Source organism: Haloarcula pelagica (assembly GCF_030127105.1).
GTDB classification, from domain to species: Archaea; Halobacteriota; Halobacteria; order Halobacteriales; family Haloarculaceae; genus Haloarcula; species Haloarcula pelagica.
Genome location: NZ_CP126161.1, coordinates 680,004 through 704,124, shown reverse-complemented (window position 1 = coordinate 704,124; position 24,121 = coordinate 680,004). Strand labels below are relative to the sequence as shown.

Below are 24,121 nucleotides of genomic sequence, written 5' to 3'. Positions count from 1 at the left end.
TCGACACACGACGGATAGAAAAGCTTAGTCCCAGCTTACGTCGACCGAGCGATCCGTCTCGCGGAGGATGAACGGGCCGATCGAGAGCGTCCGCTTGGTGACGGTGACGATCCGGAGGATGTACGCAAGCAGGATCGTAAACGGCAGGATCGCCACGGTGGTGGTCACCGCGATGACGAGCAGCGAGTCGGCGATTCCCAACGTCGCGCCCGTGATGTCCCGCGGGTCCAGGAACAGGAGTGCGGTGATCGCGACGCCCAGCGCCGGGATGGCGACGTACAGCAGGGTCCGGGACAGCGCCGACAGCTCCCACTGGAAGTACAGCGTCTTGAAGTGCTCGCGGGCCGGGCCGAACAGCTCCAGGGTCTCGACAAGTGCCGCGAGTTCGTCGTCGACCGCGGCCGGCAGGCTGTCGGCGTAGGCCTCGCGGATGCGCCGGCCGGCGTAGAGCTTCCAGGAGTAGTTGTAGTCAAGCGCCGCCCTGACGACATCGAACTCGCCGAAGGCCGCCCCGTCCAGCCGGTCGGCGACCGCCTCGGCGTTGTCGGTCACGGAGTCGAGATACCGCGACAGCAGTTGGTCGAGGTCCTCGCCGAGCCCCTCCCCGTCGGCCGCGTCATCGACTGCCTGGGCCTGCTCGGCCGTCGCGCGCACGAGCGAACGGAGGAACGCCGACGGTTCGGCCGGGCTGACCGCCGCGTCGACGGCGTCGGCCACGTCCTCGCGGAACGACAGCGCCCCGTCCATCCGCTCGCGCTGGTCGCCGACGGCACCGAGCTCCTGCGAGAGGACGAGCTGGCTCAGCGTCAACACGAGCGTCACGCCCGTGATCGTCGCCGTGACGAGCGCCTGATACAGCGTCTCGATCGGATCGCCCCGCGTCAGGAGCGTCTGTGCCGGCGTCGGGTGGAGCGTCCCGATCACGACGATCCCGAGCAACACCGCGATCGAGAACAGCCCGCTGACGAGCCAGCGGTCGGCGTCGAGCGCGAACCACAACAGTGCCGACTGCTCGCCCGCCCGTTCGCGGAGCTGGTCGTCGGGCTGACCGTCGGCCTCGTCGTCTGCCATGCGAAGGCTGTCGGGGGCCGGCGGGAAAAGTCGGGGGGCTACCGACCGGCGAAGAAAGTCACGTCGGTACGCTTCTGGTCGATCTCGGTCGCCAGGTGGTCACGGAACTCGTCGAGAGCGATGTCTTTCTCCTCGTTTTCCTTCCGATCCCGCACCGAGATGGTACCGGCCTCTTCCTCGTTGTCACCGATGATGAACATGTAGGGGACCCGGTCGTCGTGGGCCTGCTGGATCTTCCGGCCGACCGTCCAGGAGCGGTCCTCGATCTCGACGCGGTAGTCGCCGAGGTCGGCGGCCAGTTCCTCGCAGTAGGGGATGTTGTCGTCGCTGACCGGGAGGAGACGGACCTGCTCGGGCGCGAGCCACGGCGGGAACTTCCCGTTGTAGTGTTCGGTCAACACCATGAAGAACCGCTCGTAGGAGCCATACAGCGCGCGGTGGATCATCACCGGGCGGTGCTCCTCGTTGTCCTCGCCCGTGTAGGAGAGGTCGAACCGCTCGGGCATGTTGAAGTCCAGTTGGACCGTCGGGCCGTCCCAGTGGCGACCCAGCGCGTCCTCGAAGGCGAAGTCGATCTTCGGGCCGTAGAAGGCGCCGTCGCCGGGTTCGACCTCGTAGTCGATCCCCTGTTCTTCGAGCACCGACTCCAGTTGGGACTCGGCTTTCTCCCAGATCTCGTCGCCGCCGACGGACTTCTCGGGCCGGGTGGCGAACTGGACGGTGTAGTCTAAGTTGAACGTATCCAGCGTGTCGAGGATGATGTCGACGGTCGCCAGCACCTCCTGTTCGATCTGGTCCGGGCGGACGAACAGGTGGCCGTCGTCGATCGTGAAGGCCCAGGTCCGGGAGAGCCCCGACAGTTCGCCGCGCTGTTCCTTGCGGTAGACCTTCCCGTCCTCGAAGTACCGGACCGGCAGGTCTCGATATGACCAGGAGTTCTGCTCGAAGATCGTCGCGTGGCCCGGGCAGTTCATCGGCTTGAGGCCGTACTCCTCGTCGTTGACATCGAGCAGGAACATGTCATCGACGTAGTTCTCGTAGTGGCCGGACTTCTTCCAGAGTTCGGTGCGGAAGACGTGTGGCGTCTCGATCTCGTCGTAGCCGGCCGCCCGGTTGAGCTTGGCGACGTAGTCCGAGAGTTCGTTGAGGATCTTCTTACCGTTTGGCTCGTACAGCGGGAGCCCCGGCCCGGTCGTCTCGGCGATGGAGAACAGGTCCATCTCCTGGCCGATCTTTCGGTGGTCTCGCTCCTGGGCCTTCCGGCGGCGTTCGAGGAACTCGTCGAGTTCGTCTTCGGTCGGGAAGGCGGTGCCGTACACCCGCGTGAGCGTCTCGTTGTCCTCCTCGCCGCGCCAGAACGCCGCCGAGATCTCCAGCAGCGCGAAGCCGCCAATCTCGCCGGTCGACTCGACGTGGGGACCCTGACAGAGGTCGTAGAACTCCGCCTGCTCGTAGAAGGAGACGGGGTCCTCGCCGGCCGCTTCGGTCTCCAAGATGTCCTGTTTGAACGGGTTGTCCTCGTAGCGTTCGAAGGCCTCCCCGCGGTCGATCAGTTCCCGCTCGATGTCGTAGTCGGCCGCGATGATGTCGTGGGCCTCCTCGCTGATCTCCTCGAGGTCGTCCTCGTCGATGTCGACGCCGGTGATGTCGTAGTAGAAGCCGTCGTCGGTCCACGGTCCGATAGTGAGTGTCGCCTCGGGGTACAGCCGCTGGAGCGCCTGCGCGAAGACGTGCGCGGCGGAGTGACGTAGCACGTCGAGGTACTCGTCGCTGCTCGGTGTGACGATCTCCAGTCGCACGTCGGTCTCGATGGGCTCGTGTTTGTCGACCAGCTCGCCGTCGACGACGCCGGCGACGGTGTCGTCTCCGAGCCCGGGCCCGATTTCGTAGGCGACATCCTCGACCGTGCTGCCGGCGGCCAGCTCTAGCGTGGAGCCGTCCGGCAGCGTGACCGTGACCGTACTCATATCCGTGATTAGGATAGCCGCCGGGGATAAGTGTATTGAGACGCCCGCGCTACTCGGAGGGCACCGGCCCGTCGCTCCCGGCCGTTCCGCTCGGCGCTTCCACTCGGGGCGGCTCGGGATGCGTACTCGATCGCTCGACCGCGGTAAACGTCGCTGCTGTGCCCGCTTCGAGGGCGGCGAGTCGGTCCGTGACTGAGACGATGCCGTCGCCGCTCGCGTGTGGCGTGACACACTGCAAGGCGTCGCCCTCGTACTCCGCCAGTAGCACCTGTGGCAACACGAGCGCACGGTACCGCTCGCCGAGGAGGTCCGCCTCGACGGTACGGACGGTGAACGCCGGCGACAGCGACCGATCGTTGACCGTCGCCCACTCCCTGAACGCCGCGATCTGCTCGTGGGCCAGCCGGCCGACGGTCGTCTCGGTCTCGGCCGGCGTCGCGGGCAGTTGCTTCCCCCAGACCGTTACCGAGTGCGCCGAGAACCGGTCGTCGTCGAGCGAACGCAGGCGGTCGGTGATCGACTGCTGGTGTGATCGGGCCGCCTCGGGTAGGAGGGACCGGACGAACAGCTCTGCCCGTCCTCCCTCGGACTGGGTTGGTTCCATCGCTGTTCAAGCAATTAACATGAGATTACTAAAATATTTCTGTTGACATTATTAGCCAGCCGGGGTGGATCGCTAAACACTGGTAACTTCCCGCGTGGCGGGGGTCGGCACGGACAACTATGTACCGCCGGTGTCCATGCAGGGGTATGTACGACGATATCCTCGTCGCCACCGACGGCAGTTCCGGCACGATGGAGACGGTCGAGCACGCGGTCTCGATCGCGCGCGACAACGACGCCGTACTCCACGGGCTCTACGTCGTCGACAAGCGCCAGTACCGGGCGGCCGACGCGGACGCGAAAGAGACCGTCCGGCAGTCCCTCGAAGAGGAAGGCCAGGTCGCGCTCGACGACGTTGCCGTCCGCGGCGAAGAGGCGGGCCTGGAGGTCGTGACGGCCATGGAAGTGGGGATTCCGGACAAGACGATCGTCGACTACGCCGAGCGGGAGGGGATCGACCTGATCGTGATGGGGACGCACGGCCGGACCGGTCGTCACCGCGTCTCGACGCTGGGGAGTGTCACCGAACGGGTCACCGAGAGCGCGCCCGTCCCGGTGTTGATCGTCCACATCGAGTAACCCTCCGTCACCCCGATGTCCCGTGGTCGTCCGAGACTCAAACTCGATAGTCAGACGGTACGCCTTTCCGACGCCGGCCCGATAAACGAGTATCATCAATGCCGGTCCAGACAGGTACCGAGACACTCGACGACATTCTCGACGGCGGGTTGCCCGAGAACCGGACCGCCCTGGTCACCGGCGGCCCGGGGACGGGCAAGTCCACGCTCGCGATGCAGTTCCTCCAGCAGGGGCTGGATCGGGGCGAGGAGTGTCTCTACATCAGCACGGAACAGACGTTCGACGAACTTGTCGACACCTTCGAGGCGTACCCGTTCGAACTCGATCACGAGAACCTCACGGTCACGTCGCTGCACGCGACACCCGGCCAGACCGTCGACGGCGACGAAGACCGGGAACTCACCCTCGAAACGCTCGAAGGCGGGAAGATGCTCGGCGGGGACTACTCGGCGCCGTTCGAGAGCAAATACATCACCCGATATCTCGAACGGTTCGCGCCCGCGGACCGCGTCGTCCTGGACTCGGTGTCCGGCCTGTCGGCTATCGGCGAGGACCGCGATGTCTTCCGGCGGACGCTGCTGGATTTCATCCGCTTGCTCAACGACGAGTTCGACGCGACCGCGATCTTCACGGCCGAGGAGTCCCAGCCCAGCGCTTCCCAGGCCGACGTGAAGACCGTCGCCGCGAGCGACGCGGTCCAGTTCAACACTCACGGCGTCATCCGGCTCTGGCGCGAGAACGTCGGCGGCGACTACCACCGCTTTCTGGAGGTCGTCAAGATGCGCGGCGTCGATCACGACACGCGCGTCCACGAGGTGTCGTTCACCGACGCGGGGCTGCGCATCTCGCCCCGCCTGCGGACCCACCCCGGCGAGTTCGTCCCTTCGGACCACATGTCGACGGGCATCCCCGGGCTCGACCAGCTCATGGGCGGCGGTATCGTCCGCGGCGGGACGCTCCTGATGGAACACGACGGCCAGGCCAGTCCCCACTCGATCCTGACGAACTTGCTGGCCAGGGCCAGCGAGGAGGACATGGCGCTCACCATCGTCCCGCCGGTCGAACTGCCGCCCAAGCGACTCCGCAGCATCATCGACGAGCGGATCGGCGACATGGAGGAGCTTTTGGCCGACGACCGGCTCTTTCTCGTCGACTTCGCCAACATCTGGGAGAACACCAAGCGGAACGTGTTCAAGCCACAGGAACACGACACCGACAACCCCGCGGCAGTGTTGCGAACCGTCGACGACCGCCGGGGCGACCGGCCGATGTTCACGGCGCTCAACGTCGAGGCACAGCTCCCGGTGTTAGACAACGACGAGCTCCGACAGATGCGGTTCTGGGAGGAGGAGAACCTCTACCAGCCCGAGGACACGACGATGTACCTCTACAACCCCGACACGCTCTCCGACGAACTCGCGGCGTTCTACCGCAACGGCGCCTGGCAGAACCTCCGGACCTGGGTCAACGACAACGGCCTCCAGTACATCAAACTCAAGAAGTCCCCCAGCGGGTACATGGGTTCGACCCGCCTCGTCGAGTACGTGACCGACGAACCGTATATGCGCGTCCAGCGGCTGCCGGGCGCCGGGGACGGTGACTCGTAGATGGCCGGTCCGCGACCCGGAACGAACGTTCTGGTGCTTGCCCCGTCACTGAGTGACGCCAAACGGACGACCTGCCTGAGTCTCCTCACTCCGGGCGACCTCCAGCAGCTCGATGTGCTCCGGATCACGTATTCGGCGTCGCCACGGGAACTGGTCGACGAGTGGCAAGCGGAGTACGACGAACTGCCCGGGCGAATGGGCATCATCAACGTCGGCGATCAGGCCGGTCTCGGCGGTACCGACGACGCGGAACTCCCCGACCGCGTCTTCGTCACCGACGCCAACCCCAACGACATCACCGGCCTCGGGATGCGTCTGAACAACTACCTCAACGACGTGTCCGACGAGAGCCAACTGGTCGTCTGTTTCGACTCGCTGACGGAACTCCTCCAGTTCGCCGACGTGCAGTCGGCGTTCAAGTTCCTCCACATGTTCGCCGGGCAACTCAGACAGGTCGACGCCATCGGGCACTTCCACCTGGACCCCGGCGCCCACGACACCCAGGTCATCAGCCGACTCAAACCCCTCTTCGACGACGCGATCGATCACACGTAACGGGCCGACCGGTAACTTTTCGGAGGGCCGTACCGCCCTAAGGGTATGGACAGTCGTGAGTACGAGTTCGAGGGGGCGAAACCGGACATCCACGGGTACGCGCACGTCAGCCGCGAGGCGACGCTCGTCGGGGACGTGACGGTCGGCCCGAACGCGAACGTCTGGCCGGGGACGGTCCTGCGCGGTGATGTGGGTCCCGTCGAGGTCGGTCGCCAGACGGCGATCGGTGACGGTGCGGTCCTGCACGCCTCGACGGTCGGCGAGAAGGTGATGGTCGGCCACGGCGCCGTCCTGAACGACGCACACGTCGCGGACGGCGCGCTCGTCGGGTTCAACTCCACCGTCAGCGACGCCGACATCGGCGAGCGTTCGATCGTCGCCATGGGCACGGTCGTCCCGCCGGGCTACGAGGTGCCCGCCGAGTCGTTCGTCCGTGGCAGCCCGGCCCAGGTGACCCCGCTGTCGGAGACGACGATCGATCCCGACGAGGTGTTCGAAGCCTTCTCCTCGGGCGACTACGCCAACCTCGCGGCCCGCCACGAGGACCTCTTCGAGTGACGACGGCCAGAATGACAGACGATACCACCGACGACATCGTTGCCCTCGTCCGACGGTCGCTGTCCGAGGCGACCGACGAGACCTTCGACGCGCGGGTCGAGGAACAGGCCGAGTCGCTCAGGACGGCGATCCGGAACGGCACCTTCGACAACGAGGAGTTCTCGGTCGGCCTGGAGGTCGAACTGTACGCGATCAACAGCGTCCCCGAGGTCCCCGAACCCGACGACGAGGAGGGCGAAGCGGAGGACAACGCCGGAGGCGACGAGCCGGCCGACGACCCCGACGCCGACCTCGCCGGCGGTAGCGGGGGCGCCTGGGACGGGTCGCTGGAGCCAGGCACCACCGGTGACGCCAGCGGCGCCTCGCTGGACCCCGCGGGCGACGACGAGATCCTCGGGGACCCACCAGCATCCGACGACGGCGACGACGGCGACGACAGCTTCGGCCCGGGCGAGGGACCCTCTCTCGATGTCGACCCCGACAGCCCCCTGGCACCGGACGAACCAGACGACGCCGACACCGACGAGGGCGAACCCGCCGTCGAGGAGACCGACGACGACGGCGAACCGTACATGGACCCCGACGAGTGGGAGGGGCGCCTCACCAGGCTCCCCGACGTGGTGTTCGAGGGCGAGGCCAACAAGGAACTGGGGCTGCACAACGCCGAGGTCAACACCGAGCCCAACAGCTTCGACCAGACCGGGATGGAGGTCCAGACGACCGCCGTCGAGATGCAGACTAAACAGGCCCGCCAGCAGGCCTCGAACCAGCACTGTGAGTTGATCCTCGACGCCATGTGGACGGTCCCGCCCGAGGAGGGCAGCGAGGCGTACCTCTCGGCCCACGAACGCCACGACGATGTCGTGATCGCGGACAACATGCGGCCCGCGCCCCGCTACGTCGCGCTGGACAACGAGGCCCTGGGCCACGCCGGCGGCGAGATCGACTTCGACGTACCGGGCTACTCGGGGGCGTTCCCGACGATCCTCTTCGAGTCGCTGGCGACCTCGATCCAGCCCCACCTCCAGATCCCCGACACCGACACGTTCCCGGACTACTACAACGCGGCGATCCGGACGCTGGGGCCGCTGCTGGCGCTGTCGGCGAACTCGCCGTTCCTCCCGGCCGATTTCTACGACGACGTAGACCCCGAGTGGCTCTGCGAGGCGACCCACCACGAACTCCGTATCGCCGCCTTCGAGCAGTCGGTCAACACCAGCGCGAACCCGAAGGTCAAGGTGCCACGGGACATCGACGCCACGACCGATGTCGTCGACCGCGTCGTCGCCGACGACTGTTTCGCCCCGTTCCTTCGGGAGTGGCTGGACGAGAGCGACCGGAAGTCCCTGGCCGACGACATCTGGGAGTTCGACCACAAGCGGGGCACCTACTGGCGCTGGCTGCGCTGTGTGATCGGCGGCGACGAGGTGGCCGGCGCGAGCACCGAGGAGTCCCTGCGCATCGAGTACCGCCCGCTGCCGACCCAGCCCCACGCCAACGACATGATCGGTCTCCAGGCGCTGACGGTCGGGCTCATCCGCGGGCTCGTCGTCGAGGACCACCCCCTCGAAGAGCTCCCCTGGCAGGAGGCCCGGCGGAGCTTCTACGACGCGGCCAAGAACGGGCTGGACGCCGATCTGGCCTGGGTCACCGTCCACGGCGAACGGACGACCGACCCCGAGGTCGTCTACGACGAGGTGTTCCGCTACGCCCGCCGCGGCCTCGAAGCCCAGGAGATCCCCGAGGCCCGCATCGACGAGTACCTTGGCCCCATCGAACGCCGCTGGGCGGCCGGCGAGACGCCGAGTTCCTGGAAGATCGATCGCGTCCGCGAGTACGCGGCCGACGGTCACACGCTGGCAGACGCCATCTGTGCGATGCAGCGGGACTACTTCGAACACAGCCGCGAGCACCACGCCTTCGACGAGTGGGTCTGAGGATCGCCCGCGGCCGCCTCGATCGCTGTGAGTAGTTTTATCCTACCGACACCCCTAGGTGCGATCGATGGTAGAAACTGGTGATTCCGCCCCGAACATCACGGCAACGGTAGCAAACGGCGAGGTCGAAGCGTTCGACCTCTCGGAGCACCTGGGCGACGGCCCGGTCGTGCTCGCCTTCTTCCCCGGTGCGTTCACACCGCCGTGTTCCAACGAGATGGTCGCGCTGCAGGACCACATCGACGAGTTCCACGACGCCGGCGCGACGGTGCTCGGTGTCAGTGCCGACTCGGCGTTCTCGCAGAACGCCTTCCGCGACGAACACGGCCTGGAGTTCTCCCTGGTCAGCGACATGAGCCGGCAGGCGATCCAGGACTACGGGCTGGAAATCGACATCGAGGACCTGGGCCTGCTGGGCGTCGCCAACCGCGCCGTCTTCGTCCTCGACGACGAGGGGACGGTGACCTACACCTGGACGACCGACGACCCGACGAACGAGCCCGACTACGAGGAACTGGTCGAAGCGGTCCAGAACGCCTGAAGACGGCATACGACCGATTTTTCACTCGAAGACGTACGGCTTTCCGGGCCCCGAAAGCGAGGGTGCGCCGACGACACCGGTAGTGCCGGCCTCGCTCAGTGCGACCGCCGCGCCGAACCTGTCGCCGGGTGCCGACCAGGGTCCGAGAACGGCAGTTCGGCGCCATCGACTACCGTCACGCCGGAACCGGTAGGCTGCGCCGGGGAGCGACGAGGCGGAGTCGTCTGTCGCCGCGGCGCCGACGAGCGCGGTTCGACCGTCGGCCGACAGCGCGAGGGCAGTGCCGACCCGCCGCCCCGAAGCGACATCGGCGACCGGCAGGCTGCCACGGTGGTACCACCCCCCGCTCGTCCGCTCGAAGATCCGGGGCGGAGAACCGGTGTCCGGGGAGCCGACCAGTGCGGTCCCGGCGTCGTCCGCGAGCGCGACCGTCCCGCCGAACGACGCGCCGCCCTCGCCGTTCGGCGCGAGGAGGACCGACCGCCGGTCCCAGGTCCCGCCCTCACGCGCGAAGACGTACGCGCCGCCCCGTTGTGCCGCTCGCTCGGCCGGTGAGGACGGCGTTCCCGAGACGGCCCCGGAGGCCGGGGTTGCATTCAAGAGCGCGACGGTCCCGTTGCCGGAGACGGCGAGGTCGGTCCCGAAGGTCCGGTGGTGTCCGTCCCCGGGCGGGGTGAGATCGGCCGCGCGCTGCCAGTCTTCGCCGTCGTGGTCGTAGACGAGCACCCGGTTCGGTCCGTCGGTCGCTCGGACGCCGCTGGTGTGCCCGAGGCCGACGAGTACGGTTCCCCCGGCGGCCGACGCGTCCAGTGTGAGTCCGAGTATCCCCTCGCCGATGTCGGGCGCGAGCGTGTCGGTCCGGTCCCAGCCGTCTCCCGCTCGCTCAAAGACGGACACCCTGGGAGCACCGTCGCCGATCGCGCCGACGAACGCCGTCGTCCCGTCGTCGGCCAGTGCGACCGCGGTTCCGAAGCGGGCGAGACTGTCTGTCGGGACTGCGAGGACCGCCTGTCGGTCCCAGCCTCTCCCCGCTCGCTCGAAGACCGTGACCGGTGTCGGTCGGGGCTGATTCGGCCCTTTGACCGATCCGGCGAGGACGGTCTGGCCGTCGCCGGCGACGGCGACCTCGTGACCGACGACACCGCCGCGAACACGGGGCGGCGGAGTCAGGGCGGTCGATCGCTGCCAGTCTTCCGGTGGCCGTCCGTCCGTCGCTGCCGGCTCCGGTGTGTCGCCCCGGGCTGTCGACGGCTTCCCCTCGACACGCTCGCCGGAACGAGCCGCGCACCCACCTAGCACACCCACGGCGCAACTGGAGAGCACGGCGAGCAACTCACGTCTGCTGGGGGACATGTCACTTCGATCGCCACTCGCTCGGATAAAACTCCCGCCGTCGTCCGTGCGGTCGACTGCTACACGGCGAGTGCAGCTGTCGAGACGGATCGCCGGTGTCGGACCTCTCGACCTCGCTCAGCCTTTGAACCCCGGGTCCGACCGGACGCCAGTCCCGGCCGCCACGGCGCGCAAGTCGAACACGTCCCCCTCCAGCGGCACGCCCTCGTATGGGTCCGCATCGAGCAACAGCGCGCCGTCCAGATCGACGTAGTCGACCAGGGGTGCGAGGTGGACCGCGCCGGCGATGGCGGCGTTCGAGGCGACCATACAGCCGAGCATCGTCGAGAGCCCGTGTGCGTCGGCGGTGTGGAGCAGGCGCAACGCCGGGCGGATGCCGCCACACTTGACGAGTTTGGCGTTGACCACGTCGCAGGCGTCGGCGAGCCGTGGTACGTCCTCGGGTGTCACGCAGGACTCGTCGGCACAGACGGGGATGGGTGTCTCCTCGGTGACCCGGCGCAGCCCCTCGCGGTCGCCGGCGTCGACGGGCTGTTCGAGCAGCGTCACGCCGGCGGCCTCAAGCCAGCCAAGCGCCGCGACGGCCTCGTCGGGCGTCCAGGCGGCGTTGGCGTCCACGCGGAGTTCGGCCTCGGGAACCGCCTCCCGAACGGCGTCCAGGCGCGCCCGGTCGTCGTCGGTCCCGAGCTTGATCTTCAGGTGCGAGAAGCCGGCGTCGGCCGCTGCGCGGGCCTTCTCGGCCATGCGCTCGGGCGGGTCGATGCCGACGGTGTAGGTCGTCGGGGGCACCGCGTCGGGGTCCAGGCCCAGTTGGCGGTACAGCGGCGTCCCGAGTTCGCGGGCCGCGAGATCCGACAGCGCGATGGAGACGGCGGCGCGTGCGGCCGGCTGGGCGGGCCACTCCTCGTGGAAGCGGCGGTCGAGCCGCTGGCCGTTGTGTGGGTCGTCCAGGTCGGCGACCACTGCGAGCAGCTCGGGCAGGACCTCGGCGACGCTGGCGGCCGTCTCGTCGTAGTACGGCGAGGGTGCGACGCCGCCGACGCCGGTCGCGCCGCCCCGTCCGAGTTCGACCACGACTGTCTCGCTGGTCGCGCTCGTCCCGCGGGCGATGCCGAAGGGCGTCGCGAGCGGGAGGTCGTACCGTCGGACGGTCCAGTTCATACGAGGGCGTCGAGCACGTCGTCGGCGACGCCGTCCCGGACCGGGTCACACGCCGGTGCGTCGATGGCGTCGGCGTACTCCGCGACGGCCCGCTCGGCGGCCGTGTCGTCCAGGCGTCGGGTGTTCAACGCGCCGGCGACCACCTCGGCGTCCGAGACCGGCGCGGCCAGCCGGTCGTAGAGGTCGACGACTTCGGAGAGGGGTGGGATGGCGAACGATTCGTAGCCGTTGATCGTCTCGCGGCCGGCCTCGTGACACAACACGAGGGCGTCCGGCGCCGAGCCGTGGAGGATGCTCGTCGTCACGCCGGAGTACGCGGGGTGGACGATCGCTCCCTGGCCCTCGACGATCAGCAGGTCCACGTCCTCGGGTGTCTGGACGAGACGCTCGACGGCGCCGGCGGCGTAGTCGGCGATGACACGATCGACGGACAGCCCCCAGCCGGTGATAGCGACGCCGGTCTGACCGGTCGGGACGACGGCGGCGTCCAGGCCGCGCTCGCGGGCGGCGTCACGCAACTCGAAGGAGACCGTCATCTTCCCCGTCGAGCAGTCGGTCCCGACGGTGGTGACGACGGTGGCGTCGACCTCGCCGGCGGTCCCCTCGGCGACGGTCAGGTCGTCGGGCGGCTTCCGGAGGTCCCGAAGCTCGCCGCCGTGTTCGGCCGCCAGTTCCGCGAACTCCTCGTCGTCGATCAGGAAGTCGTGCAGTCCCGACAGCACGTCACAGCCCCGTTCCAGCGCCGCCCGAACGTCGGGCCGCCAGGACTCCTCGAAGCGGCCGCCGATGGGCGCGATACCGATGACCAGCGCGTCGACTTCGGGGGCGTCGTCCATCGACGCGACGATGGGGGCGTCCTGGACGCCCTCCAGCACGTCCGCGACGCGCTGGCCGGCGAACTCGCGGTCGATCACCGCACGGACCTCGTGGTCGCCGTACCGCAACAGCCCGACGGCGGTCTTGGCTTCGTCGGGAAACGCCTCGTGTGTGAGCAGGGCGACTCTCATACGCGGACTTCGACTGGGGGGTGGGTAAAGTTACGCCCTCATGGGACCCGGAGCCGCACCGTCCAGAACGACTCGACGGCGTCGGCAAGCGCCGGTTCGGGGTCACCGGTCGCGTCGACGGCGCTGGTCACCGCGGCGAGGTCCTCGAACTCGTGGATCACAGACCCCTCGCCGACGACGTAGAGCCGCTCTGGGCCGACCGCCTCGATGGCCGCCCGACAGCGATCGAGGTGGCTGTCGATCTGCTGGTCGCGCAGCCGTTCGAAGCGCGCCTGCGAGAACCCGCCCTTGGAGTGTTGACTCTTCAGCTCCGAGTCGAAACCGTGGAACGCGGTCCGCTGGCGGCCCTCGTACTCGCCCAGCGCGAACAGGTCCGACCGGACCAGCGCCACGCTGTAGCTCCCGGTCGGCTCGAACCACGACCGTTCCAGTTCCACACGGTCGCCCCACTCGGCGAACGGCTCGGGAGGGTTCGGCACGGAGAGACACGCCGAGAGCAGCCCGCTGTCGTCTGCCACGGCCAGACAGGGTGCGGCCCGGGCGACGAGTTCGGCCCGGTCGCCGAAAGCGGTCGAGACGGCGTCCGGAACCGTCCCCTCGCTGTCGACGTAGGCGGTGAGGACGCCCTCCGGACCGGTCTCGACGCTCGCGAGTCGATCGAGGACCGCCGAGAGACGGTCCCGACGGAGCCGTTCCTCGGCCCGGAAGCTCGCCTCCTGGCCGTCGCGCTGGAGCCGCTCGACGCGGTCTTCTAGCTCCTCGATCCGGTCTTCGAGCCTGTTCTCCCGCTCCTCGGCGCGCTGCCGAGCGGTCGTCGCCTCCGCACGGCGCTCCTCCTCGGCTTCGAGTTGCCGTTCGAGGTGGCGCTTCTCCTCTTCGAGGTCGGCGACGCGTTCTTTCAGCGACGCCCGACCCAGCACCCGGTCCAGCATGTGGTAGATGGCCGGCAGCGACGTGTATAAAGGTACAGCAGTCGCGCCGGCGGCTGACGCCGCTCGGGCTACGAGAACATCGAGTCGTCGTCCAGCGAGAAGTCGACGCTGTCACCGACCTGGGACCACAGCAGTCCCAGCAACGGCCCGGAGACGGCCAGGAAGAACAGGTTCCCGAGCGGGTGGGGCGGGAGCAGTCCCCAGAACGACCGGGGGTGAACGGAGATGGCCGGTCCGACGAGGAGGGCGACCCACCACCCGGCCCAGAGTGTCGTCGCGACGAACCGCGTGGCGACGAGCAGCCAGACGGCACTGACCGCGAGGACCCAGCCCGTCGACACGGCGGGTCCGGTCTCCCAGACGCCGATGGCGAGCACCACGAGGGTGGCAAGCAGGGCCACCGGACCGGTGATCGCGCCGAGGACGACCCTGGAGAGCAGCGACTGGCTGCCGGACTGTGACTGCTGTCGGTCCCGTGAGCGACTGGCTCGGGACTGTGGCTGCCCCTGTGAACGACTGGGCCGCTCGGTGGCAATCTCGTGATCGTGGGCGCTGTCGTGACACGCTTCACACAACGTGACGAGGTTGTTCAGGCCGTTCGAGCCGCCGTGACTCAGCGGGGTCTGATGATGCGCGTGGAGGGCGGGGCTGTCCTGGCCGCCGTGTGGCCCACTCGCGGTCCCACACCGCTGGCAGGTCCAGTCGTCCCGTTCGTAGACGTAGCGACGCCGGGCATCCCAGTCGGGCGGGTAGTCCCCGCTGTATGTGTTTGGATCAGTGTATTTGGAATTCATTTCACTCTCCGTCACTGTAGGTGTAACGTCCATCGGCACAGTACGTAAATTTCGGGGATCGGCCGTCGGCCTGCGATCAGTCCCCTGCGTGCCCACGGTCTCGATCGGACGTGACCACCGCTGGCGCCCACAGGTTTAAGCGAGTCCCGTAGCGACTGGGTGTATGGAGCGGATTCCGTTCGGTGTCAGGCAACTGGACTCCATCGTCAACGGTGGGGCGCCGACCGGGAGTGTGGTTCTCCTGTCGGGCGAGGCCGGTGCCGGCGCCCGGGAGTTCATGCACACGAGCGCCGTCGTCAACGGCCTCGCTCACGCCGACGACGAACTGTTCGACCTCCACTACGGGACGCCGTCGGCCAACGCCGTCCTGCCCGAGGAGGTCCACTACATCTCGTTTACCGCAAGCGGCTCACAGCTCGTCGAGGAGATGCGCATCGCGATGGACGACGACGTGGTCGACGCCGGGACCGAGGCCGTCGACTTTCACGACCTCTCCGAGCGGTACTTCCACATCAGCCCGGTGCCCCGCGAGTGGTACGCCGACCGGACGCCCAACATCAAGGACCTCCGGACACGCCACGAGCGCGAGGACCTGTTGGGCGCGCTCGGCATGTTGTTGAACGATGTCGCCGGCGGAAACCTCGTCGTCATCGACTCCCTCTCGGACCTGATCAGCGGCATGGGCGAGGAGATCACCTGGGCCGACATCAGCTTCCTCGTCTCCGGCCTCCAGAAGGCGGCCTACGAGTGGGGCGGACTGATCCTGCTGTATGTCAACCACGACACGCTCTCGGATGTCAGGCACGGCCAACTCAGCGACGCCGCCCACGGCACCATGCGCTTCGCCTGGGAGTCCGGCGGATCGACCCGTGCCCGTACGCTCGTCATCAAGCAGTTCCGGGGCGTCCTCTCGGAGATCGAAGACGAGAACATCGTCCAGTTCGAGACGGAGATCGGCGACGCGGGCTTCGACATCAGCGACGTTCGCAAGATCCGATAGGCCCGGTTTCGCCGGCTGAAATCGGCGGCAAACGCTTAACTGTCTGGTTCAAATACCGGTACGTAATGGCCAGTGAGTCGACGGAGGAGGGGAGTATCACCGTCGAGCTCTCGGGGGAGCTCGACGAGTGGCTCGACGACCGGGCCGCCCGGCTGGGGGTCTCCCGAGACGAAGTCGTCCGACAGCTACTGGCGTCGTATCGGGCTGCCGACGAGCTAGACGACGACCTGGGGGTATCGTCGCTCGTCGACGGGGACGCCACCGAGGCCGACATCGCTGCAACCGTCGACGACCGCGTCACGGACCGGGCAGAGCAGATCATCGGCGACCGACTGCCCGACATCGTCGACGCCGTCGAGGGCCGTCTCGACGCCGACATCAGCGATGTCGAGACCGAGTTCCAGGAGAAAGTCGAAGACGTTCGCGAGCGGGTCATCCAGCTCAAACGGGAACTCGACCGGAAGGCGCCCAAAGACCACGACCACGAGGCCTTCGAGGAACTCGACCGACTCGACGACGAAGTCGAGCGGCTGACCGCCGACCTGGCGTCGTTTCGCGACGAGGTCGACGCCTCACTCGCCGACCGGGGCGACCGGATCGAGGCCCTCGCCGAGCGGCTCGACGACGTGGAGGACAAACTCGAACGGGTCGCCTGGGTCGTCACCGACCTCCGGGAGGAACAGGGCGGCCAGAACACCCACAGACGGGCCGTCGATCGGATCAAACGTGCTGCTGCCCAGGAGGGCATCACCGCTGCCAGTTGTGAGAGCTGTGGCGAGCAGGTCGACATCGCGTTGCTCACCGAGCCACAGTGTCCCCACTGCGAGACGACCGTCACGGATGTCCGCCCCGACGGCGGCTTCCTCCGGAAGAAGGCCCGGCTGGTGACCGCTTCGCAACTGGAAGCGGGCGATACCGATGAGTGACGACGAGCGCGAGGACCCGTTCGCGGACCTCGAAACGGGCGACGACCGCGAGGGGGACCCGTTCGAACGGCTCGACGACGAGGGAGACGCGGAGACAGGCGAGCCGGAGTCGGATCTCGACGACGTGTTCGACGGCCCCCGGTCGACACCGAACGAGGGCGTCGCGGACGTGTTCGAGGGGAGCGGGACGGACGAGGACGACGCTGACAACGCCTTCGAGCAGGCCGGGGCCGACACCGACCGCTCTACGGGTGGCGCCGGCGACGACGCGGCCGACACCACGGCCGACACGTCCACGACGGTCGAGGACAACCCTTTCGACGGCCCGGAGCAGTTCGACCGCACCGCCTCGGCCGACACAGCGGCGACACGAGAGGGAGTGACCGACCAATCCGGGACAACTGCCAGTGGATCACCCGCCGACGAGCCCGGTCCGGCTTCGAGTGACGACCCCTTCGCCGGCATGGACGACCGGGACGGCGACCCCTTCGAGGGCGGGGAGAGCGCCTTCGAGCGGGTCGACGTGGGCGGCGTCGACGCCGAGTCCGTCTGGGAGGGGCTCACCGCCGAGGACGACGACCCCACTGACACGTCGGCCGACGAAGTGCCCGACGTGGGCTACGTCGAGGTGTCCAAACACCGGTACTGCGAGCAGTGCGAGTTCTTCTCCGGCCCCCCGGAAGTGAGCTGTTCGAACGAGGACGCACAGATCATCGAGTTCGTCGACATGGAGACGGTCCGGCTGGCAGACTGTCCGGTCGTCGCCGAGCAGCGCGCTCTGGAGAACGAGGAGTAACCGTTTTCTCCGCGGACCGACGACCGCCCGGTATGCAGTTCTGCGACGACTGCGGTTCGATGATGCACGCCGACGGCGACGAGATGGTCTGTCAGTCCTGTGGCACACGGACGGCCAAAGACCAGGACCGCGCCGCCGACTTTGTCACCACGGACGAACAGAGCGACGACGACCTCATCGAGACCGAGGAGGGCGCGAACTTCGAGGGGAAACCGACCGCGAACGACGTGACCTGCGACGAGTGTGGGCACGGGAAGGCCTGGTACACGATCAAACAGACCGGCTCTGCCGACGAACCGCCGACGAGGTTCTTCAAGTGTCAGGACTGTGGCCACCGCTGGCGGGAGTACAATTAACCCCTTCCCCCGCCCCGTTCCGGTATGACGCTCGAAGAACGAACGCGGGAGGCGGTCCGGGCGGAGCTGGAACGGCTCGTCGACCGCTACGGCGAGGTCGAGGTCGACCGCCAGACCGTGACCAACGAGCCAGAGCTGTTCGAACAGGGGCGCCAACTGGCCCGGGAGGGGTGGCTGGGCGACGCGGGCGTCTGGGTCACCGACGACGAGGGCCGGGTGCTGCTCATCCGCCACGAGGGCGCGCCCGACACCTGGGGGACGCCGGGTGGCGGCCACGACCCGGCGACCGACGACGGCCTCGACGCCACGGCGTCGCGGACGCTGACCGAGCAGACAGGCGTCGAGGCAGACCTGTCGTCGTTGGACTATGCCCGCTGGCAGACCATCGTCAACGACGCCGACGCCGACGACCGCCTCCACATGCTCAGCGTGGAGTTCGAGGGGACGGCCGTCTCGACCGACATCACCGAAGGCAAGGCCGAACACGGAATCCTCGCCGCGGCGTGGTTCCGGAACCTCCCGGAGTCGCTCCACGAGATTCCCGGGCGAAAAGCCGCCGAGGCCGGGGAAGCCGACGACACCGAGTGAACGGTCAAAACCCGCTCGAAGCCACCTGAAGGCACTTACACCGACGGGCGAAAGCGGCTCGTATGCGCCGCCGCCGCCTCCTCGCACTCTGTGGCTCGCTCGCCGCCGGGACCGCCGGCTGTCTCCAGACGACCGACGGGCCGGCCGACCCGCCGGAGAACCTGACGGTCGGCTCCTCGACGACGCCGACGACAGCGCCTGGCACGGACTCTACATCCGTCGAGATCACGGGCGCGGCCGTCCAGCCGGGGGTGGTCGGCCCGATCACCCCCGACTCGATCGGCGTCTTCGACCGGTTCGGACAGTACCTCGTCGTCGAGGTCGCCGGTGGCGGTCCCGGCTACGACGACTTCGAGCTGTGGTTCGACGGTCAGCGGTTCCCGCCGATCACGCTCCAGAGCGGGCTCTACCGCGAGGACGAGTGGGGGGTCGAGTACGCCGACGGCAGCGGGCCGGTGCTGTTCGGGCTGCCCGAGCAGGGCGACGCCGCCGACGCTCGCCTCCAGTTCGGCCAGCGAACGTGGGAACCGCCACAGCGGGTGAAACGCCGGCTCGAAGCGCCGCTGCCGACCTTCGACGTGGCGATGACCGGACCAGAGCGGGTCGGTCCCGACGCCGACCCGACGCTGTCGCTGACGGTGCGAAACGAGGGCGACGGTTCGGGCCGGTACACGCTGGCGCTCAATCGCTCCGGCCCGCTGATCGCCTCGGCGCCGATCGGGCGTCTCGTCGGGACGCTCGATCCCGGTGCGGAGCGGACGATCACCCACGACGCCCCGAGTCCGTTCCCGTCGGACGCCGAACCGAGTGCGATGACCTACCGGCTCGACATCCCCGGCGAGGACCGGGGGCTCTCACACACGATCAAGCCGACGGAACGGACGAAGACGCCGGGCTGGACCGACGAGGGAACCGCGACCGCGGGCGGAACGGAGTGACTCACTCGGATACGGCCGCGGGGTCCCTGCGGACGAGTTCGTCGCGTTTGCGGTCGACCCAGAGGGCGATGGGCCAGTCCTCGGGGTCGTACGGAGCGGCGCCTTCGAGCAGTTCCATCCGCCCGACCGGCTCGGGCGGCATCGTCACGAGGCCCTCGTGTCGCTCGTCGCCGATCGCCTCGATCGTGTGGCGGGCGCCGCCCGGGAGGTAGACGAACTCACGCGGTTCGACTTCGATGACCTGCTCACTGCCGTCTTCCTGTGCCAGCGTGTAGCGAGCTTTCCCGGCGAGACACAGACAGAACTCGTCGAAACTGGGCGTGTGGGTGTGCCAGTCGATGGTCGCGCCGGGTCCCATCTCGAAGTACAGTTGCTTGAACTCGTTCGTGACACAGACCGGGTACGTTCGGATGTCCTCGCCGCCCTGCTGGACGCTACTCGCGTCGTCGAGGGACACTTTGTACATCGTCTGGTCGGGGAGGTGAGTGTAATCGAGGGACTGGGGGGTCAGGTCGGAGCGGCTGTTCGGGTCGCGTTCGTCGCTCATAACGAAACAGTACCGACGACCGAGGCGAGAGTGAAAAACGCTTCCCCGGCTCAGGCCGGGAGCGCGAGCCAGGCGGCGACGACGACGGCCGACCCGACGACGGTCGACCCGACGGCGTGGGTCCGCAACTCGTCGAGCAGGTCGTGGGAGTGTTCGTGCAGCGAACAGACCTCGTCGATCTCGCTCCCGGCCTCGCAGTTGGGCAGGAAGTCCATCGCGACGTGGAGGAAGATCCCCGCGGCGAACCCGAAGACGACGGCGTTGAGCGCGGGGGCCTGCGGGACGGCCAGCAGCGCCGACGGGATCGCCGTCAGGCCGACGCCGGCCGCGGGGAGCAAGAGCGCGGTCACGGACTTCCCGTTCCGAGCCAGCCGTCGAGCGGCCGCGTAGCCGGCCGGCCCCTTGTGCGAGACGATCGCCAGCCCGAGCAAGAGCCCGAGCGTCGGCATCGAGCCGTACACGAGGCCGATGATGAGGCCGGCCGAGAGCGCGTGAGCGGCGATGGCGGCCGTCGTCGTGTCGAAACTCGTCTCGACGTGGGTGAGCCGGTGGCCGATGGTGTGGCTGCCGTAGCCGACGACAAGACCCAGCGCGATGCCGATACCGCCCAGACGCGGCGACCCCGCCTGTCCGCCAAGTCCCATCGCCTGCGGGACCAGAAACATCGCCGCCGAGGTGACCATCGCGCCGCTGGCGAGGCCGTACCCCCAGACGAGCCGGTGTGGGTTGGTCCGCTCGGTCCGGACGCTCAGCCACGCCCCGAGCGCCATCGCTGCGAACGCGACCCACGAGATGACCAGTACCTTCGTGAGCCCGCCGGCGAACGCCAACGCCGACAGCGCAGCCAGGGCGACCACGCTGGCGATACCGGCGATCGACGGCCGGGTCGCATTATTAAAAACTGTAACGTCGTTAATAGCCATTAGCTACCACCAATGGATGGTTACTAATAAATCCCTCGGGTATCGGGCGGGTCCTGTGAGGTGCGTGAGGCGATGGCACGTACCATACACAACGCTGTTGGGCGACCGTTTTATGGTCGTTCCGGCCCGCTCTACAGACAATGAGTTCCTTCTCCGGAACGACGGTTACGGTCGTCGGTGGTGGCTTCGGCGGACTCTCTGCGGCCTGCTATCTGGCCGACGCCGGTGCCGATGTCCGCGTGCTGGAAAAGAACGACCACGTCGGCGGCCGCGCCTCCCGGTTGGAGGCCGACGGGTTCCGGTTCGACATGGGTCCCTCCTGGTACCTGATGCCCGATGTCTTCGAGCGCTTCTTCGCGTACTTCGGGCGCGAGCCGAGCGACTTCTACGAGCTAGAACGGCTCGACCCCCACTACCGTATCTTCTTCAAGGACGGCGACCAGCTGGACGTGACCGGCGACCACGAGGAGATGCGCGAGCTGTTCGAGTCCTACGAACCCGGTGCCGGCGAGGCGTTCGAGGACTACCTCGCCACGAGCGAGCGCCACTACGAGACGGCGATGAACAAGTTCGTCTACGAGGACCGGTCGCGCCTGCGGGACTGGATCGATCTGGACGTGATGACGGCCGCCCCGGTCGGGCTCCAGTTGATCGGGTCGATGCAGGGCCACGTCGAGGACTACTTCGAGCACCCGAAGCTCCAGCAGATCATGCAGTACACGCTGGTCTTCCTCGGCGGGTCCCCGAAGAACACTCCGGCGCTGTACAACATGATGAGCCACGTCGACTTCAACCTCGGCGTCTACTACCCCGAGGGCGGCATCTACAGCGTCGTCGACGGGCTCGTGGAACTGGGGACCGAACTCGGTGTCACCTACGAGCCCGGCGCCGAGGTCGACGAGATCACCCGCCGGAAGGACGGCTTCCTCGTCCAGACGACAGACGGCGACGTGTCCCACCCTGACCGCGTGGTCGTCAACGCCGACTACGCCCACGCCGAACGGGAACTCCTGCCCGACCACGAACGCCAGTACGACGACGACTACTGGGACGACCGGACGTACGCCCCCTCGGCGTTTCTCATGTACATGGGCGTCGAGGGCGATGTCGAGCCCCTGAAACACCACACGCTCGTGCTCCCGACCGACTGGGAGCCCCACTTCGACGACATCTTCGAGGAACCCGACTGGCCCGACGACCCGGCCTACTACCTCTGTGTCCCCTCGAAGACCGACGACACGGTCGCTCCCGAGGGCCACTCGAACCTGTTCGTCCTCGTTCCCATCGCGCCCGGACTCCACGACGGCGACGAGATCCGCGAGGAGTACCGCGAGAAGATACTGGCCGACATCGCCGACAACACCGGCGTCGACCTGCGGGACCGAATCGTCTACGAGAAACAGTTCGCCGTCTCGGACTTCGGCGAGCGGTACAACGCCACCGAGGGGACCGCCCTCGGTCTGGCGCACACGCTGCGCCAGACCGCACTCCTGCGGCCGAACAACCGCTCCTCGGCCGTCGACGGGCTCTACTTCACGGGGTCGTTCACGACGCCCGGCATCGGGGTCCCGATGTGTCTCATCAGCGGCGAACACACCGCCAAGGCTCTGATCGACGACGCCCAATGAGCACCGTCACGGACCGTCTCGCCGAGGTCGTCCCCTCCGAGGAGACGCGAGTGGGCTACCTCCTGCGGCTCTCCCGGCCGCGGTTCTGGCTCTACCAGGGCGGGCCGGTCATCGTCGCGGCGACCTACGCGGCCGACGACCCGACACAGCTGTTCTCGCCGCTGTCTGTCGCGCTGTTGCTCTACTTCACGCTGCCGGCGAACGTCTTCCTCTACGGCGTCAACGACATCTTCGACGCCGACATCGACGAGCACAACCCGAAGAAAGACGAGGGTCGCGAGGTCAGCTTCCGCAGCGACGACACCGCGATCACCGCGACGATCGTCGCCTCGGGGCTGCTCGCACTGGCGTTCGTCCCGTGGCTCCCGCCGCTCGGCCTGGTCGCGCTGGGCGCGTGGGCCGTCCTCTCGGTGGAGTACTCCGCACCCCCACTGCGGTTCAAGACCACACCCTTCCTCGACTCGCTCTCGAACGGGCTGTACATCCTCCCCGGCGTGGTCGCCTACGCAGCCATCGAGGGGGTCGCCCCGCCGGCGACGGCCGTCGCGGGCGCTTGGCTCTGGACGATGGGGATGCACACCTTCTCCGCGATCCCGGACATCGAACCGGATCGGGAGGCCGGCATCGAGACCACCGCGACGTTCCTGGGCGAGTCGAACACCTACTACTACTGCGTGATGTGCTGGCTCACCGCCGCCTTCGTGTTCACCTACACGCACTGGGTGTTCGGCCTGCTGCTGTTGATCTATCCGGGGCTGGTCTTCGGTATCCTCGGCATCGGCGTCGACATCGACGAGGCTTACTGGTGGTACCCGGCGATCAACACCGTCGTCGGGATGGCCTTCACGATGCTCGGCCTGTGGGTGATGCTGTATGGCTGACCTGCCGGGCTGGCGGCTCCCCGCCGACCGGGCCGAAGCCGAGCGACGGCTGGACGCGCTCGTGCGCGAACACCGCTTTACGATCGCCGTCGTCTTCCCGCTCGTCGGCGCGGTGACCCTGCTCGCAAGCGCCGAGAACCTCTTGCCGCCGCCGCTCGCTTTCAACCCCTTCTTCGTCCTCTTCGGGACGCTCGTGATGCGCCTGCCGCTTGCCGCCGGGGTCGCGCCCCTGCTCGACCGCAAGGCCGTCGCCGCGCTCGCGCTCCTGACGGCGTACTCCTACGGCATCGAACTGCTCGGCGTCCGCACCGGCTGGCCCTACGGCCAGTTCAGCTACGGCGTCGACCTGGGACCGATGCTGTTCGGCGAAGTCCCGCTGGGCCTGCCGGTCTTTTTCTTCCCGCTGGTGTTGAACAGCTACCTGCTCGTGCTCCTCCTGCTCGGTCGCCGGGCGGAGTCCGTGCTCCCGCGCCTGCTGGCGACGCTCGCGACGGTCATGCTCGTCGACCTGGTGCTCGATCCGGGCGCGGTCGCCATCGGGTTCTGGGAGTACGAACTCCAGCAATTCTACGGGGTCCCCTGGCAGAACTACCGGGGCTGGCTGCTGTCGGGGTCGATCGCCGTCCTCCTGTTCGACCTGGGCTTCGATCGCGCGGGCCTGCGCCGCCGCCTGGAGTCCTGTGAGTTCATGCTCGACGACCTGGTGAGTTTCGTCCTCCTCTGGGGCGGGATCAACCTCTTCTACGCGAACTGGGTCCCGGTCGGACTGGCCGCACTGCTCGGGGTCAGTCTGCTCTGGACCGACCGCTTCGACTTCGATCTCTCGGAGACGCGACTGGGCCGGGCGGTCTGGCGCTGAGAAACCGGCAGGAT

General features: G+C 67.8%; 25 protein-coding genes. 15 read left to right on the top strand and 10 right to left on the bottom strand.

Annotated features, from left to right (window positions below; all coding sequences use genetic code 11):
* Window positions 1–24: 24 nt before the first annotated feature.
* Genes P1L40_RS03840 through P1L40_RS03830 form a run of 3 tightly spaced genes read right to left on the bottom strand, consistent with a single transcriptional unit; the run spans window position 25 to window position 3,642 of the window.
* On the bottom strand, window positions 25–1,071 hold the full coding sequence (locus tag P1L40_RS03840; protein ID WP_284009992.1) for a DUF7972 family membrane protein: 1,047 nt from the start codon (window positions 1,069–1,071) through the stop codon (window positions 25–27).
* A gap of 38 nt (window positions 1,072–1,109) precedes the next feature.
* Window positions 1,110–3,038: a threonine--tRNA ligase gene (gene thrS / locus P1L40_RS03835; protein ID WP_284009991.1), complete on the bottom strand. Its 1,929-nt coding sequence runs from the start codon at window positions 3,036–3,038 to the stop codon at window positions 1,110–1,112.
* A 49-nt stretch (window positions 3,039–3,087) separates the two neighbouring features.
* Window positions 3,088–3,642, bottom strand: coding sequence for an HTH domain-containing protein (locus tag P1L40_RS03830; RefSeq protein WP_284009990.1), 555 nt, complete (start codon window positions 3,640–3,642; stop codon window positions 3,088–3,090).
* Window positions 3,643–3,788: 146 nt separating this feature from the next.
* On the opposite strand from P1L40_RS03830, the gene P1L40_RS03825 reads away from it, so the two are divergent.
* The 6 genes from P1L40_RS03825 to P1L40_RS03800 all read left to right on the top strand — a co-directional run bounded on the left by P1L40_RS03825 (window position 3,789) and on the right by P1L40_RS03800 (window position 9,418).
* Complete coding sequence (locus P1L40_RS03825) at window positions 3,789–4,220, top strand: universal stress protein (protein ID WP_284009989.1); 432 nt, start codon at window positions 3,789–3,791, stop codon at window positions 4,218–4,220.
* A 98-nt stretch (window positions 4,221–4,318) separates the two neighbouring features.
* Entirely contained in the window at window positions 4,319–5,827 is a 1,509-nt protein-coding gene (locus P1L40_RS03820) for an ATPase domain-containing protein (RefSeq protein ID WP_284009988.1), read from the top strand.
* On the top strand, window positions 5,828–6,382 hold the full coding sequence (locus tag P1L40_RS03815) for a DUF7504 family protein (RefSeq protein ID WP_284009987.1): 555 nt from the start codon (window positions 5,828–5,830) through the stop codon (window positions 6,380–6,382).
* 45 nt (window positions 6,383–6,427) lie between these two features.
* Window positions 6,428–6,940 carry a gamma carbonic anhydrase family protein gene (locus tag P1L40_RS03810; protein WP_284009986.1) on the top strand — a complete coding sequence of 171 codons (513 nt, stop codon included), beginning with the start codon at window positions 6,428–6,430 and terminating at the stop codon, window positions 6,938–6,940.
* Between the two features lie 11 nt (window positions 6,941–6,951).
* Entirely contained in the window at window positions 6,952–8,877 is a 1,926-nt protein-coding gene (locus P1L40_RS03805; RefSeq protein WP_284009985.1) for a glutamate-cysteine ligase family protein, read from the top strand.
* 67 nt (window positions 8,878–8,944) lie between these two features.
* The gene (locus P1L40_RS03800; protein WP_284009984.1) at window positions 8,945–9,418 is read left to right on the top strand and encodes a redoxin domain-containing protein; all 474 of its coding nucleotides are present in this window, start codon (window positions 8,945–8,947) and stop codon (window positions 9,416–9,418) included.
* 21 nt (window positions 9,419–9,439) lie between these two features.
* Here P1L40_RS03800 and P1L40_RS03795 read toward each other — a convergent pair whose 3' ends face one another.
* The 5 genes from P1L40_RS03795 to P1L40_RS03775 form a co-directional block, all read right to left on the bottom strand.
* Window positions 9,440–10,771, bottom strand: coding sequence for a hypothetical protein (locus P1L40_RS03795; RefSeq protein WP_284009983.1), 1,332 nt, complete (start codon window positions 10,769–10,771; stop codon window positions 9,440–9,442).
* A gap of 117 nt (window positions 10,772–10,888) precedes the next feature.
* A complete protein-coding gene (locus tag P1L40_RS03790; RefSeq protein ID WP_284009982.1) occupies window positions 10,889–11,932 on the bottom strand; it encodes a dipeptide epimerase in 1,044 nt (347 codons plus the stop codon).
* Complete coding sequence (locus tag P1L40_RS03785) at window positions 11,929–12,939, bottom strand: N-acetyltransferase DgcN family protein (protein WP_284009981.1); 1,011 nt, start codon at window positions 12,937–12,939, stop codon at window positions 11,929–11,931. Before P1L40_RS03785 ends, P1L40_RS03790 begins: the two co-directional genes overlap by 4 nt.
* 38 nt (window positions 12,940–12,977) lie before the next feature.
* Complete coding sequence (locus P1L40_RS03780) at window positions 12,978–13,871, bottom strand: Vms1/Ankzf1 family peptidyl-tRNA hydrolase (protein ID WP_284009980.1); 894 nt, start codon at window positions 13,869–13,871, stop codon at window positions 12,978–12,980.
* A gap of 68 nt (window positions 13,872–13,939) precedes the next feature.
* On the bottom strand, window positions 13,940–14,665 hold the full coding sequence (locus tag P1L40_RS03775; protein ID WP_284009979.1) for an HNH endonuclease: 726 nt from the start codon (window positions 14,663–14,665) through the stop codon (window positions 13,940–13,942).
* Between the two features lie 163 nt (window positions 14,666–14,828).
* Here P1L40_RS03775 and P1L40_RS03770 point away from each other — a divergent pair, with 163 nt between their 5' ends.
* From P1L40_RS03770 to P1L40_RS03745, 6 genes are all read left to right on the top strand, one after another.
* The gene (locus tag P1L40_RS03770; protein WP_284009978.1) at window positions 14,829–15,665 is read left to right on the top strand and encodes an HTR-like protein; all 837 of its coding nucleotides are present in this window, start codon (window positions 14,829–14,831) and stop codon (window positions 15,663–15,665) included.
* A 65-nt stretch (window positions 15,666–15,730) separates the two neighbouring features.
* Window positions 15,731–16,591: a ribbon-helix-helix protein, CopG family gene (locus tag P1L40_RS03765; protein ID WP_284009977.1), complete on the top strand. Its 861-nt coding sequence runs from the start codon at window positions 15,731–15,733 to the stop codon at window positions 16,589–16,591.
* Window positions 16,584–17,387, top strand: a complete 804-nt coding sequence (locus P1L40_RS03760) for a DUF8135 domain-containing protein (protein WP_284009976.1) — start codon at window positions 16,584–16,586, stop codon at window positions 17,385–17,387. The genes P1L40_RS03765 and P1L40_RS03760 overlap by 8 nt, the downstream gene beginning before the upstream one ends.
* Before the next feature lie 32 nt (window positions 17,388–17,419).
* Complete coding sequence (locus P1L40_RS03755; protein ID WP_284009975.1) at window positions 17,420–17,743, top strand: transcription factor S; 324 nt, start codon at window positions 17,420–17,422, stop codon at window positions 17,741–17,743.
* Between the two features lie 24 nt (window positions 17,744–17,767).
* Window positions 17,768–18,331 carry an NUDIX hydrolase gene (locus P1L40_RS03750; protein WP_284009974.1) on the top strand — a complete coding sequence of 188 codons (564 nt, stop codon included), beginning with the start codon at window positions 17,768–17,770 and terminating at the stop codon, window positions 18,329–18,331.
* Between the two features lie 62 nt (window positions 18,332–18,393).
* Entirely contained in the window at window positions 18,394–19,269 is an 876-nt protein-coding gene (locus P1L40_RS03745) for a hypothetical protein (protein WP_284009973.1), read from the top strand.
* Between the two features lies 1 nt (window position 19,270).
* On the opposite strand, the gene P1L40_RS03740 is transcribed toward P1L40_RS03745, so the two are convergent.
* Together P1L40_RS03740 and P1L40_RS03735 are read right to left on the bottom strand one after the other, a co-directional pair.
* Complete coding sequence (locus P1L40_RS03740) at window positions 19,271–19,816, bottom strand: cupin domain-containing protein (RefSeq protein WP_284009972.1); 546 nt, start codon at window positions 19,814–19,816, stop codon at window positions 19,271–19,273.
* A gap of 50 nt (window positions 19,817–19,866) precedes the next feature.
* Window positions 19,867–20,739: a ZIP family metal transporter gene (locus P1L40_RS03735; protein ID WP_284009971.1), complete on the bottom strand. Its 873-nt coding sequence runs from the start codon at window positions 20,737–20,739 to the stop codon at window positions 19,867–19,869.
* 140 nt (window positions 20,740–20,879) lie between these two features.
* Here P1L40_RS03735 and crtD point away from each other — a divergent pair, with 140 nt between their 5' ends.
* From crtD to cruF, 3 genes are read left to right on the top strand one after another with little or no spacing between them, the layout of a single operon-like run.
* Window positions 20,880–22,367, top strand: coding sequence for a carotenoid 3,4-desaturase (gene crtD / locus P1L40_RS03730; protein WP_284009970.1), 1,488 nt, complete (start codon window positions 20,880–20,882; stop codon window positions 22,365–22,367).
* Window positions 22,364–23,248 (top strand): prenyltransferase, encoded by an 885-nt coding sequence (locus tag P1L40_RS03725; RefSeq protein WP_284009969.1) that lies wholly within the window; start codon window positions 22,364–22,366, stop codon window positions 23,246–23,248. Before crtD ends, P1L40_RS03725 begins: the two co-directional genes overlap by 4 nt.
* Window positions 23,241–24,107, top strand: coding sequence for a bisanhydrobacterioruberin hydratase (cruF, locus tag P1L40_RS03720; protein ID WP_284009968.1), 867 nt, complete (start codon window positions 23,241–23,243; stop codon window positions 24,105–24,107). Before P1L40_RS03725 ends, cruF begins: the two co-directional genes overlap by 8 nt.
* Window positions 24,108–24,121 lie beyond the last annotated feature (14 nt).